Origin of the sequence: Mesorhizobium sp. M6A.T.Cr.TU.014.01.1.1 (assembly GCF_004022765.1) — a bacterium.
Taxonomy (GTDB): domain Bacteria; phylum Pseudomonadota; class Alphaproteobacteria; order Rhizobiales; family Rhizobiaceae; genus Mesorhizobium; species Mesorhizobium mediterraneum.
In genome coordinates, this window is record NZ_RZPG01000033.1 from 51,099 (window position 1) to 64,206 (window position 13,108).

Consider the following 13,108-nt stretch of genomic DNA (forward strand, 5'->3'; position numbering starts at 1 on the left):
TCAGGGTCTTCCCGGCGTGTGGTTCAGCCCTAGCGCTATGCCCATATGTGCTGGCCGGGCATGGGCGGCGTCGGGAACGATGCGTTGCGCGGGCGCTTGCTCATCCGAATGCGCTTCGACTTCCAGCACATAGCGCGTATCGGCATCATCGAGCCCGTCGGCCTCGACGACACCCCATTCATGCCAGCCACGGCGGCGCAGTGCGGCAATCCGCAAGGCCTGCCCTTCCAGCCCGACATAGAGCGATACAAGCAGCGACAGCAGCGGACCCGCCAGCCCCAGGCTCAATCCTTCCGCAAGCATCGAAAGGAGAGCCATGGCGACAAAGGCCAAGGCTGCCTCGATCCACAACCGGTGCCAGAGCAGCCACAGCGGCGGCACGAGAAAGCCGACCAAGGAAAAACCATCCCTGACAAAGACCGTCATATCAGACTTTTCGCTGCGGCCGGGCGGCTCCATAACGACATAGATGGCCATAAGGCTATCCCTTCAGAGATCCCTTGGTGGAGGGAACCGCATCCGGCTGGCGCGGGTCGCTTTCAAGCGCGAAACGCAGCGCACGCGCCACAGCCTTGAAGCAGGTCTCGGCAATGTGGTGATTGTTGGCGCCGTAGTGGTTGGTCACATGCAGCGTGATCCCGGCATTCTGCGCCAGGGCCTGGAAGAATTCGCGCACCAGTTCGGTGTCGAACGTGCCGATCTTTGGCGACGAGAACACAACGTTCCAGACAAGGAAAGGACGGCCGGAGACGTCGATCGCCGCACGCGTCAGCGTCTCGTCCATGGCGAGATCGATCGAGGCATAGCGCATGATGCCGCGCCGCTCGCCCAGCGCCTTGGCCAGAGCCTGGCCGAGCGCGATGCCGGTGTCCTCGACCGTGTGGTGGTCGTCTATGTGCAGATCGCCCTTGGCCTTGACCGTCATGTCGATCAGCGAATGACGCGACAGCTGGTCCAGCATATGGTCGAAGAAGCCGACGCCCGTCGAAATATCGGATTTTCCCGAGCCGTCGACCTGGACCGATACCGAGATGTCGGTTTCCCCAGTCTTGCGGCTTGCGTTGGCGGAACGGGGCGGCATGACCTCATCCTTGTCCAGAGTTCAGACGTTCCAAGCGTCCACATGCTTGAAAACGAGAGCCTTCTAGCAGCATGATCCGGCGATTGCCAGTTGCCATGCCAGGGGATATCGAGCCTGGCAGATGACCGGTTTGCAATCATCGGACCTATGCATACATATGGCCGATCAAGTCACTCGTAACGCACCAATTGCCTTCGGGATCGGTGCTGATCGGAGCAGAAAATGTCTGATAAACTGACCATGCACGCCACGACCATCGTGACGGTGCGCAAGGGCGGCAAGGTGGTCATCGCCGGCGACGGCCAGGTCAGTCTCGGCCAGACCATCATGAAGGGCAACGCCAAGAAGGTGCGCCGCATCGGCAAAAGCGGCAATGTCATTGCCGGTTTCGCCGGCGCCACCGCCGATGCCTTCACCCTTCTGGAGCGACTCGAGGCCAAGCTCGAACAATATCCGGAGCAATTGACGCGGGCATGCGTCGAACTCGCCAAGGACTGGCGCACCGACCGCTATCTGCGCCGGCTGGAAGCGATGATGCTGGTCGCCGACAAGTCGGTCTCGCTGGCGCTGACCGGCACCGGCGACGTGCTCGAACCCGAACATGGCGTCATGGCGATCGGTTCGGGCGGCAACTACGCGCTGGCCGCGGCGCGCGCGCTGATGGACAGCGACAAGGATGCCGAGGAGATCGCCCGCAAGGCGATGCAGATCGCATCCGACATTTGCGTCTACACCAACAACAATTTCGTCATCGAAACACTCGATGCCGGCTGAGCAGGCCGTGCCATGATCCCGAAAAGTGGAAACCGGTTTTCGGCGGAAATCATGGCCAAACAAGAGAATAGATATGATTTTCGGCCGGTGACCGAGGCGGACTTGCCGATGATCGCGGCATGGTTGGCCGAGCCGCATGTCGCCGAGTGGTGGGATGATCCCGAGACGGAGATCGCGCAGATCCGCGAGCATATCGACTCGATTTCCGTCGAACCGCTGATCATCGAGCTCGACGGCGAGCCGATCGGCTACATGCAGAGCTACGACCCGCATCTGGAGGACGGCCATCCCTATAGCGACCAGCCGTTCGGCACGCTCGGCATCGATCTGTCGATCGGCAGGCCTGAGCTTGTCGGACACGGCCACGGCTCGGCAATTGTGCGGCAGTTCGTGGAACAGCTGTTCGAGGAAGGGGCGCCGCGTGTCATCATCGACCCGGATCCGGCCAACGGACGAGCCATCCGCGCCTATGAAAAGGCCGGTTTCAGAGCTATCGATCGAAGGCAATCGGAATATGGCGACGTTTTGCTGATGGCGATTGATGTCGAAGTGGGCGACGCCGAAGAGGGGCAGTAACAGCATGAGCACAACCGGCGCCGACAAATCCGTCTCGGCCTACGAAGACAGCTGGCGGATGGGACTTCTGCTCGTCCTCGGCCTGATCATATTCCAGGCCGGAGCCCTTTACGGCATGGGCCGAACGCCAATCTGCACATGCGGCTATGTCAAGCTATGGCACGGCATCGTGCAGAGCTCGGAGAATTCCCAGCATATTTCCGACTGGTACACATTCTCGCACATCATCCATGGCTTCCTGTTCTACGCGCTGGCGTGGGCTCTGTTCCCGCGCTCGCCGATCGGGCTCAGGCTGGCATTTGCGGTCGTCATAGAGGGCGGTTGGGAACTTCTCGAGAACAGCCCTTTGATCATCGAGCGCTATCGCGCCGGCACAATTTCCCTGGATTACTATGGCGACAGCATCATCAATTCGGTGGCAGACACGCTGGCGATGGTGGTGGGATTTGTGATGGCGCGGAGGCTTCCTATATGGGTGATCGTGACCCTCGCTCTCATCTTCGAATTCGGTGTCGGCTACATCATCAGGGACAATCTGACACTCAACGTGATCATGCTGCTGCATCCGTTCGAGTCCATCCGGCAGTGGCAAAGTGGAATTTAGTGATATGAGCACATTCTCGCCCCGCGAAATCGTTTCGGAACTCGATCGCTTCATCATCGGCCAGAAGGACGCCAAGCGCGCCGTGGCCATCGCCTTGCGCAACCGCTGGCGCCGCCAGCAGCTCGAAGGCCAGATGCGTGAAGAGGTGATGCCCAAGAACATCCTGATGATCGGCCCGACCGGCGTCGGCAAGACCGAGATCTCGCGCCGCCTGGCACGCCTTGCCGGTGCGCCGTTCGTCAAGGTCGAGGCGACCAAGTTCACCGAGGTCGGCTATGTCGGCCGCGACGTCGAGCAGATCATTCGCGACCTGGTCGAGATCGCCATCGGGCTGGTGCGCGAGAAGATGCGCGAGGATGTCAAGGCGCGCGCCCATATCAATGCCGAGGAACGCGTGCTGGAAGCGCTCGTCGGCAAGACGGCGAGCCCGGCCACGCGCGACAGTTTCCGCAAGAAGCTGCGCGACGGCGAGCTCGACGACAAGGAGATCGAGATCGAAGTGGCCGACACCGGCACGGGCGGCATGCCCGGCTTCGAGATCCCCGGCATGCCGGGCGCCAATATCGGCGTGTTGAACATCAACGACATGCTGTCGAAAGCGATGGGCGGCCAGAAGACCAAGACGCGCAAGACGACGGTGAAGGAATCCTACACGCTGCTGGTCGGCGACGAGTCCGACAAGCTGCTCGACCAGGATGAGGTGGTGCGCAGAGCGCTTGAATCGACCGAAAACGACGGCATCGTCTTCCTCGACGAGATCGACAAGATCGCCTCGCGCGAGGGCGGCATGGGCGCCGGTGTTTCCCGCGAAGGCGTGCAGCGCGACCTGCTGCCGCTTGTCGAAGGCACAACGGTCGCGACCAAATACGGACCGGTGAAGACGGACCACATCCTGTTCATCGCATCGGGTGCGTTCCACGTCGCCAAGCCGTCCGACCTGCTGCCGGAACTGCAGGGCCGTCTGCCGATCCGCGTCGAGCTGCGGGCGCTGGAGAAGGACGATTTCGTCCGCATCCTGACTGAGACCGAGGCCAGCCTGATCAAGCAGTATATCGCGCTGATGAAGACCGAGGGCGTCGACCTCGTCTTCACCGACGACGCCATCGATTCGCTGGCCGGCATTGCCGTCGATCTCAACGCCAGCGTCGAGAACATCGGCGCCAGGCGGCTGCAGACGGTGATGGAGCGGGTGCTGGACGAGATCTCCTATGACGCGCCGGATCGCCACGGCACGTCGGTGACCATCGACGCCGCCTATGTGCAAAAGCATGTCGGCGACCTGTCCAGAAACACGGATTTGTCGCGTTTCATCCTGTAAGACGGCGCCGGCCAAGCCCGGTGCCCGGGCGACGGGCGATTTCCGGACATTCCGCAGTGTGTGGCCAAATGGAAGCATCTGGCCACCTTTTGTCTCAGTTGTCGAAGGGCTCTCGACTCGACCTGGGGCTTTACCTAGTTTGCCCGGCGACTATTACAGGCGGCGGCGCATGAAAAAACTGATCCTCGTCATTCTCGGGCTGACGCTGGCGACAGCCATGTTCGCTGCGCAAGCGGCGACGATGGTGCCGCCGGGCAACAGTCATGCCGAGCAGCCCAACATACCGGGCGCCTCGAGCCGGCGCACCCAGGCCACCAACACCACTTTCCAGGCAAAATACCGCAAGGTCTATGCGCTGCTGCAGAACGACGCCGATCTTCGCGGCAAGATCAGCCAAGCGGCGGCGACCTATGGCATCGATCCGATGCACATCGTCGGCGCCATCGTCGGCGAGCACACCTACAATGTCGACGCCTACGACCGGCTGCAGACCTACTACGTCAAGGCGATCTCCTATCTGTCGAGCAAGCTGTCCTTCGCCTATGAAGGCGAGGACATCACCGATTTCGTGCAACGGCCGCAATTTGCCAAATGCGCCGGCGAATCGGACAGTTACGCGCTGTGGGCGTGCCGCGAGCAGGTGTGGAACCAGTCCTTTCGCGGCAAGAATGTCGGGGGGACAAGCTTTCCCAATGACCGCTTCGGCGCCACTTTCTTCCAGCCCTATTATGCCGGCCAGACCTTCGGTCTTGGGCAACTCAATCCGCTGACGGCGTTGCAGATGAGCGATCTCGTGCACCAGGTTTCCGGCCTGCCGAAGCTCGACGTCGGCGATCCGAACGGGGTCTACAAGACCATCATGGATCCGGACCTCACCTTGTCTTATGTCGCGGCGACGATCCGGAGATCGATCGATGCCTACCAGAACATTGCCGGCTTCGACATATCGGACAACCCCGGGATCACATCGACGCTCTACAATGTCGGCAATCCGGAACAGCGCGCCTATGCGCTGAAGGCCGAGAACGACAAGCGCCGTGCCGCGGGCGAACCGGAGAAGCTGCCCGAGGAAAATTACTATGGCTGGCTGGTCAACGACAAATTGCCGGAGCTGAAGGCGCTGTTTTAGAACGTGTTGAGATTCGGATTTTCAGCCGGATCGAAGTCGCCCCTTTCGGGCGTTTGCGCTGCCCTCCTTGCCCTGCCGGCATTTCTCCCCGTATAGTGACGGGGGAGAAAGAACGCTGGCATCGGCTGCAACGCCCGTTCTGCGGCGCTGGCGATTGGCGAAATCCTAAGCGACAGTGGGTCACTATACGGGGAGAAGATGCCGGCAGGCAGATGAGGGGCGGCGCCGGCTTTAGGCAATCGGCGCCACGGCTCACGCCGCCAGCAGAGACTTCAGCTTGACCGTCTGCGAGCCGAGCGCTTCCGGCGCCGGCTTGGCCCTTTTCGCGATCAGCATCTCGGCCAGCCTGATGTCGCGGGCGACCGTGTTGCCCGGGCCGATGCCGCTCGCCGCAACGAGCCTGCCGTCCTCGGCGAGGTGGAACAGGATGAAGGCGCCATCGTCGAGGTCGCGGCGCACAGTGCTGCGGCCCTCGTCCGACAGGCCGGATATCTGCAAGGTCAGGCCGTATTGATCCGACCAGAACCATGGCACCGCCGCGTGGCTTTCGCCGGCGCCAAGCATGTTCCTGGCCGCAAGCGCGCCCTGCTCCTGCGCGTTGCGCCAAGCTTCCAGTCGCACGCGCCGGCCGCCATAGACGGCAAGCGGAAACGAGCAGCAATCGCCGGCGGCGAAGATGGCCGGATCGCCAGTGCGAAGCCCGGCATCGACTGCTATGCCGTTGTCGATCGTCAGCCCGGCTTCCGCGGCGAGCCCGATCACCGGCACTGCGCCGATGCCGATCACGGCGAGATCGGCGACGATGTCCAGTCCGCCGGCAAGCGCGATGCGCACCTCGGCGCCATCGTCGGCGATCGCGGCGATGCCGTCGCCGCACAGGATTTTCACGCCTTCGGCTTCATGCGCCTCGTGGATGACTTTGGCGATCTCGGCCGGCACGCCGCGCATCAGGATGCGCGGTTGCGCCTCGATGACGGTGACCGCGGCTCCCAACCTGCGCGCCGCTGCGGCGAGTTCAAGACCGATGAAGCCGCCGCCGACGATGGCGATGCGATTTCTGGCGCTGAGATGAGCGCGAATCGCCAACGCATCGTTGAAGGTCCGGAGATAGACGCAGCGCGGGCCGAGGCCGGGCATTGGCAGCTTGCGCGGGGTTGACCCGGTTGCCAGCAAAAGCTTGTCGTAAGGCAGGTCCGAGCCGTCCGACAGGCGCACGAGATGCGCGGCGCGATCGATCGCCACCGCCTGAACCGAATGGATATGCCGGATCGACCTCTCGGCCAGGATTTCATCGCTGGCGATCGCCTTGATCACGGGCGCATCGCTAGCCATCGCTTCTTTCGACAGCGGCGGCCGCTCATAGGGCAGATGCGGCTCGTCGCCGACCAGCGTCACCGGCCCGTCATAGCCGAGATCGCGCAGCGCCAAGGCAGCCCGCCCGCCGCATTCACCGGCACCGATGATGACCATCCCGTTCGTCATCACCGTCACCCGATCTGAATGAGGATTTTACCGGCGTCGAGCTTGACCGGATATGTCCTGAGATTGACGCAGACTGGCGCGCCCCTGGCCGCACCGGTCTTGTAGTTGAAGCGGCCATTGTGCTTCGGGCATTCGATGATGTCGTCCATCACCAGCCCGTCGGCCAGGTGCACCTTCTCATGCGTGCAAAGACCGTCCGTCGCGAAATATTCGTCGTCGGGGCTGCGATAGATGGCGAAGGTGCGGCCTTCATGGTCGAACCGCATCACGTCCTCTTCGTCGATGTCTTCGGCATCACAGGCCTCGACCCAGTCGCTCATCAGTCCTCCCGGCGTTTTTTGCTTGGTCAACTTGCCCGGCATGTTGCCTGGCATGGGCGCATATCATTCCGCTGCTGCCGCGACGGCATCGTTATCGTTGTGGAGTTCCTCGCGATAGGGCTTCGCGGTCGGCGGCAGTTCGCGCTTGAGGAAATAATCTTCATTGCGCAGCTGGCGCAGGAAGGCAGGCACCATCTCGCGATAGCCGGCCAGGATCGACGGCGTCGGCGCCGGCAGGTCGTGCTTGATCATCTCGTGCAGCCTTGGCAGCGCGTGATAGGGCACCATCGGGAACATGTGGTGCTCCACATGATAGTTCATGTTCCAGTAGATGAAGCGGCTGATCGGGTTCATGTAGACGGTGCGGCTGTTGAGGCGATGGTCGATGACATTTTCGGCGAGGCCGCCATGCTGCAGCAGGCCCGTCATGACATGATGCCAGGCGCCGTAAAGCCTGGGCAGCCCGACCAGCATCAGGGGCAGGAACGAGCCGCTATAAAGTGCCAGCGCGATGGTCGCGGCATAGATTGCCGCCCAGATGCGGGCAATGCGGATCGCCTTTGGCTGCTCCTGCTCGGGAATGAAGGTTTTTTCCGCCGGGCTGACGATGCCGGCCGCATTGCGCAGCATGTCGCTCATGGCATGCCAGGCATCGAGAATGCCGAAGAAATTGAGCACGACGCGCAACAGATCCGGCGGGCGCATCACCGCGATCTCCGGATCGCGACCGACGATGATCGTATCGGTGTGATGCCGCGTATGGCTCCAGCGCCAGGTCACCGGGTTGCGCATGATCATGAAGCAGGCGAGCTGGTAGATCACATCATTCATCCACTGCGTCCTGAACGCGGTGCCATGACCGCATTCGTGCCAGCGTGAATCGGTGGAAGAGCCGTAAAGCACGCCATAGACGAAGAAGAACGGGACGCACCACCACGTGCCCCAGAACCAGGCGCCGCCTGCGCCGCTCAGGATCAAGGCGCCGAGCCAGATGATGGTGTCGCGGATCGCCGGGCCGTCGGAGCGCTGCATCAGCGCCTTCATCTGCTTGCGCGGCACGTCGGTGTGATACCACTCGGCCGCCGCCAGCCCGGTCTCGACGGCGAGCTTGGCGTCGCGGCCGATCAGGCTGTAGTCGCGCCGGGACGGTGCTGCGTCCATCGTTGCGTCCATGGGAGTGCCTCCACCAGCGCCCTGCGATCCGCCCCGGTCAATGACCGGGCCGCGGTCGCAAACGTCGTAGGCTAGGAATAGCGCCAAGCCATGATAGGCTCAATATCACAAAGATAGTTTCTATCATTTCCCATCAGAATGATATAAATTGCTTTGGCAAGCGGAGAGAGACAGCCATGGCAAAACGGCCGACCATCACCGATCTGGCGCGCGCCTCCGGCGTCAGCGTCGCCACCGTCGACCGGGTGCTGAACAATCGCCTGCCGGTGCGCGAGGAAACCGCGCGCCGTGTCTATGAGGCGGCGACCGATATCGGCTATCACGCTGCCGGACTGATCAAGCAGCGGATGCGCCAGGAACTGCCGGAATATCGGCTCGGCTTTCTGCTGCTGAGGGGCAATGATGTTTTCTACAGCGATTTCGCGCGGGAGCTCGAACTGGCGGTGTCGCAATCGCAGCGCTTCCGCGGCGTGGCAACCATCGACTTCGCCGGTTCGCTGGCGCCCGGCGAGATCACTGCCCAGATGCGCAAGCTGGCGGCGAAATCCAGGGCTGTCGCCCTTGTCGGTCCGGATCATCCGACGCTGACGGCAGCCGTCGAGGCGCTGAAGGCGAGAGGGCAACCCGTCTTCTCGCTGCTGTCCGACTTTGCCGCCGGCATCCGCGAGGGCTATGTCGGCCTCGACAACCGCAAGGTCGGCCGCACCGCGGCCTGGATGATCGCCAGGGCGGCGAGGAAGCCCGGCAAGGTCGCGCTTTTTGTCGGCAGTCATCGCTTCCATGGTCATGAGCTGCGCGAGATCGGCTTCAGATCATTCTTCCGCGAGCATGCGCCGGAATTCACGGTGCTGGAGACGCTGGTCAACCTGGAGGCCAACCAGGTGACCCATGATGCGATGATCGATCTTCTGGCGCGGTACCCAGATCTTGCCGGCTGCTACGTCGCCGGCGGCGGCATGGAAGGCGCGGTTTCCGCGCTCAGGGCAGCGAGGCCCGTAAATATGCCGGTGGTCGTTTGCAATGAGATCAACGCCGAGTCGCGCGCGGCGCTCGCCGACAACATCCTGACCATGGTGATTTCGACGCCGCTGGCAGCACTATGCCGCGAGCTTGTCGATCTGATGGCGCATGCCATCGAGGCAGGCGCTGCCAACGCGCCCGGCCAGACCTTCCTGCCCTTCGACATCTATCTGCCGGAAAACATCTAGGTTCGGGCAAAACATCTGGGCTCAGCCAATGCATCCAGCTTCAGATCGGGCACCACGATGCATCGGCAATGATGTGAACCATCAGCCTGATGGATTCTTGCAGAAGGTTTGCCGGCCCTCAGCGGCGTTATCCGAAAATCCGCCATCCGATTTCGGAATCTCCTTGACGCCCGCCGGCGGAATGGAATAAATATTTCACTAGATAGGTATTTTGGTTCTTTCGTTCCGGAACATCTGTTTCAAGCAGAGGTCTTGGCGTTCCAGTCAACGCGGAAATCGCCATCGGGAACGGAGATGGCAATCGGGAGAGATTCCCTGGGAGATCGGGGATTCCGGGTAGATCGGTGCAGCCGGACACCAATTCTGTGGAGGAGAGAATAAAATGAAGAAACTGCTTTTGGGCGTCGTGTTTTCGGCGCTGATGAGTTCGTCCGCCCTCGCTGCCAAGATCGGCGTGTCTATGGCGCTGTTCGACGACAATTTTCTCACCGTGCTGCGCAACGGCATGATCGAGCAGGCCAAGGGCATGGAAGGCGTAGAACTGCAGGTCGAGGACGCGCAGAACGACGTCGCCAAGCAGCTCGACCAGATCAAGAATTTCGTCGCCTCGGGCGTCGACGCGATCATCGTCAATCCGGTCGACACCTCGGCCACCCAGGCGATGTCGGACGCCGCCGCTGCGGCCAAGGTTCCGCTGGTCTATGTCAACCGCGAGCCGGTCAACGTCGACACGCTGCCGGACAACCAGGCCTTCGTCGCCTCGAACGAGGTTGAGTCCGGCACTCTCGAAACCCAGGAAGTCTGCCGCCTGTTCAAGGAGGCCGGCAAGACCGAGGCCAATGTCTATGTGATCATGGGCGAGCTGTCGAACCAGGCGGCGGTGCAGCGCACCAAGGATATTGACGATGTGATCGCCACTCCGGAATGCAGCTTCATCAAGATCATCGACAAGCAGACATCGAACTGGAAACGCGAGGAAGCGCAGAACCTGATGACCAACTGGCTGTCGACCGGCACGCCGTTCGATGGCGTGATCGCCAACAATGACGAAAGCGCCATCGGTGCGATCCAGGCCATGAAGGCTGCCAACGTCGACATGAAGTCGGTTGTCGTCGGCGGCGTGGACGCCACCCAGGACGCGCTTGCCGCGATGCAGGCGGGCGACCTCGACGCGACCGTGTTCCAGGACGCGGCCGGCCAGGGCGCCGGGGCGCTGAACGCCGCGCTCAAGCTTTCCAAGGGCGAGGCGGTCGAACAGAAGGTCTACATACCCTTCCAACTGGTCACGCCGGCGAACATCGACAAGTTCCTTAAGAAGAACTGAGGCTGCGGGATCGTTTCGATAGGGAGCGGCGCGTCAGAGCATCGGACCGTTTTGGGAAATCCGATGTTCGAAACAAGAGCATCGGGAGCTCAAAACAAAGGGACGGCGCCGCTCCTCTTTCCCTCATCGCCGTAGACAGGCGGCGGGAGGGCGACTGCTGACGGAGGAAGCAAGATTTGGCACAGACAACCCATGGCGTCGGCGGACTCAGCTATGATGCGAAGAAGCGCACATGGCCTGCCGAATTCAACGTTTTCCTGGCGCTCATCATCCTCGTCGGCGCCTTCGAGCTGATAGGCCGTGTCTTTCTTGGCGACAGCTTTCTGTTCAACACCCGCGCCAATGTCGATACGATCTTCAACGAGGCGCGCCTGCAGATCATCATCCTGCAGGTGTCGATCGTCGGCATCATCGCCATCGGCGTGACGCAGGTGATCATTTCCGGCGGCATCGACCTTTCCTCTGGTTCGATCGTCGGCGCCACGGCGATGATCGCCATGAGTTTCGCCCAGGTAGCGACGGTCAACGGCAACCCTAACCCCAAGGCGGTGTTCCTCGCGCAAGGCTGGACCGACCTGCCGGTGATCGTGCCGGTGCTGGTCGCGATCGGCTGCGGCCTGCTGGCGGGCTTGGTCAACGGCTCGTTGATCGCCTACACGCGCATTCCGCCGTTCATCGCCACGCTCGGCATGATGGTCACCGCGCGCGGCATCGCCAAATGGTGGTCCAAGGGGCAGCCGATCTCGTTTCCCACCGAGAGTTTCGCCGCCATCGGCAAGGGGTTGATGCCGGTCATCATCTTCATATCGCTGGCGATTCTGTTCCAGCTGATCCTGTCATACACCAGGTACGGCAAGCACTGTTATGCCATCGGCTCCAACGAGGACGCCGCCCGGATGTCCGGCATAAATGTCCAGAACCACAAGATCCTCGTCTTCGTCATTGCCGGCATCCTCGCCTCGCTCGCCGCCGTGGTGCTGAGCTCCAAGAACCTCACCGCTCAGGCCGGCATGGGTGTGATGTACGAGTTGGACGCCATCGCCATGGCGGTCATCGGCGGCGTCTCGCTGTCGGGCGGCCGCGGCTCGATCATCGGAACGGTGATCGGTGCGCTGATCTTCGGCGTCATCATCTCCGGCTTCACCTTCCTGCGCCTCGACGCCTACTACCAGGAGATGGTCAAGGGCGTGATCATCATCGGCGCAGTCGTTCTCGACCAGTGGCGCCAGCGCCTGCGGGCAATGAGGGCTTGATCATGTCAGACATCGTCCTGAAGACCGAAAACCTGACCAAATACTATGGCGGCGTGCATGCGCTCGAAAGCGCGAACTTCGAGCTGCGCAAGGGCGAGCATGTCGCCATCATGGGTGACAACGGCGCCGGCAAGTCGACCTTCGTGCGCCAGATCACCGCCGTCGAGCAGCGCACCAGCGGCAAGGTCTGGTTCGATGGCAAGGAAGTGAACTTCGCCGGCCCGATCGCGGCGCGCGAGGCGGGCATCGAAACGGTGTTCCAGAACCTGGCGCTTGCCGACGATCTCGACGTGCCGTCGAACCTGTTTCTCGGCCGCGAGAAGGTGCTTTTCAATCTCGGGCCTTTCTCGATCCTCGATCGCAAGTTCATGCGCAAGGCGACCGAGGCGGCGTTGATCCGCACGGCGGTCAAGATTCCCAATCTCAACAACACCATCCGCCACATGTCGGGCGGCCAGCGCCAGTGCGTGGCGATCGCCAGAACCGCGACCTTTGCGTCCAAGCTCATCATCATGGATGAGCCGACGGCAGCACTTGGCGTGCAGGAGACGATGCAGGTCGAAAACATCATCCGCACGCTGAAAGCCAATGGCGAGCCGTTGATCCTGATCAGCCACAACATGCGCCAGGTGTTCGACCTTTGCGACCGCATCGTTGTCTTCCGGCGCGGCCGCATCGTCGCCAATTTGCGCAAGCAGGACACCGACGGCAACGATATCGTCTCATATATCACCGGCGCCAAGACCGGGGAGGCGGAACTTGCGGCCTAGGGCCAATGCCGGCGCGGGTCATCGACCCGTCGCCGATCTGCCGCGATAAGAAAATCTACTGCGCCTCGCGCTGAACGGTGCAGGAAAGACGCACTT

At 61.9% G+C, this 13,108-nt stretch carries 14 protein-coding genes; 9 read left to right on the forward strand and 5 right to left on the reverse strand.

Features of this window, described 5'->3' with window-relative positions; translation table 11 throughout:
* Both EN885_RS28690 and hisB read right to left on the reverse strand, forming a co-directional pair.
* Positions 1-477 (reverse strand): DUF2628 domain-containing protein, encoded by a 477-nt coding sequence (locus EN885_RS28690; RefSeq protein ID WP_128243725.1) that lies wholly within the window; start codon positions 475-477, stop codon positions 1-3.
* Between the two features lie 4 nt (positions 478-481).
* A complete protein-coding gene (hisB, locus tag EN885_RS28695; RefSeq protein WP_128243726.1) occupies positions 482-1,081 on the reverse strand; it encodes an imidazoleglycerol-phosphate dehydratase HisB in 600 nt (199 codons plus the stop codon).
* 222 nt (positions 1,082-1,303) lie between these two features.
* On the opposite strand from hisB, the gene hslV reads away from it, so the two are divergent.
* From hslV to EN885_RS28720, 5 genes are all read left to right on the forward strand, one after another.
* Positions 1,304-1,855, forward strand: coding sequence for an ATP-dependent protease subunit HslV (gene hslV, locus EN885_RS28700; protein WP_095484490.1), 552 nt, complete (start codon positions 1,304-1,306; stop codon positions 1,853-1,855).
* Positions 1,856-1,906: 51 nt separating this feature from the next.
* Positions 1,907-2,431, forward strand: a complete 525-nt coding sequence (locus tag EN885_RS28705; protein ID WP_095485061.1) for a GNAT family N-acetyltransferase — start codon at positions 1,907-1,909, stop codon at positions 2,429-2,431.
* 4 nt (positions 2,432-2,435) lie between these two features.
* Positions 2,436-3,035: a DUF2585 domain-containing protein gene (locus EN885_RS28710; RefSeq protein WP_095485062.1), complete on the forward strand. Its 600-nt coding sequence runs from the start codon at positions 2,436-2,438 to the stop codon at positions 3,033-3,035.
* Positions 3,036-3,039: 4 nt separating this feature from the next.
* Complete coding sequence (hslU, locus tag EN885_RS28715) at positions 3,040-4,353, forward strand: ATP-dependent protease ATPase subunit HslU (RefSeq protein ID WP_095484491.1); 1,314 nt, start codon at positions 3,040-3,042, stop codon at positions 4,351-4,353.
* Positions 4,354-4,522: 169 nt separating this feature from the next.
* Positions 4,523-5,482 (forward strand): DUF1402 family protein, encoded by a 960-nt coding sequence (locus tag EN885_RS28720; protein ID WP_128243727.1) that lies wholly within the window; start codon positions 4,523-4,525, stop codon positions 5,480-5,482.
* 252 nt (positions 5,483-5,734) lie between these two features.
* Here EN885_RS28720 and EN885_RS28725 read toward each other — a convergent pair whose 3' ends face one another.
* The 3 genes from EN885_RS28725 to EN885_RS28735 form a co-directional block, all read right to left on the reverse strand.
* Positions 5,735-6,964, reverse strand: a complete 1,230-nt coding sequence (locus tag EN885_RS28725; RefSeq protein ID WP_095484493.1) for an FAD-dependent oxidoreductase — start codon at positions 6,962-6,964, stop codon at positions 5,735-5,737.
* Between the two features lie 5 nt (positions 6,965-6,969).
* Positions 6,970-7,284: a MocE family 2Fe-2S type ferredoxin gene (locus EN885_RS28730; RefSeq protein ID WP_095485063.1), complete on the reverse strand. Its 315-nt coding sequence runs from the start codon at positions 7,282-7,284 to the stop codon at positions 6,970-6,972.
* Positions 7,285-7,347: 63 nt separating this feature from the next.
* Positions 7,348-8,457, reverse strand: coding sequence for a fatty acid desaturase family protein (locus EN885_RS28735; protein WP_245461524.1), 1,110 nt, complete (start codon positions 8,455-8,457; stop codon positions 7,348-7,350).
* Positions 8,458-8,633: 176 nt separating this feature from the next.
* On the opposite strand from EN885_RS28735, the gene EN885_RS28740 reads away from it, so the two are divergent.
* The 4 genes from EN885_RS28740 (at position 8,634) to EN885_RS28755 (ending at position 13,012) form a co-directional block, all read left to right on the forward strand.
* Positions 8,634-9,665 (forward strand): LacI family DNA-binding transcriptional regulator, encoded by a 1,032-nt coding sequence (locus tag EN885_RS28740; protein ID WP_127205826.1) that lies wholly within the window; start codon positions 8,634-8,636, stop codon positions 9,663-9,665.
* A 382-nt stretch (positions 9,666-10,047) separates the two neighbouring features.
* A complete protein-coding gene (locus EN885_RS28745) occupies positions 10,048-10,989 on the forward strand; it encodes a sugar ABC transporter substrate-binding protein (protein WP_128243728.1) in 942 nt (313 codons plus the stop codon).
* A gap of 176 nt (positions 10,990-11,165) precedes the next feature.
* Positions 11,166-12,242 (forward strand): ABC transporter permease, encoded by a 1,077-nt coding sequence (locus EN885_RS28750; protein ID WP_095484496.1) that lies wholly within the window; start codon positions 11,166-11,168, stop codon positions 12,240-12,242.
* Between the two features lie 2 nt (positions 12,243-12,244).
* On the forward strand, positions 12,245-13,012 hold the full coding sequence (locus tag EN885_RS28755; RefSeq protein ID WP_095484497.1) for an ATP-binding cassette domain-containing protein: 768 nt from the start codon (positions 12,245-12,247) through the stop codon (positions 13,010-13,012).
* Positions 13,013-13,108: the final 96 nt, after the last annotated feature.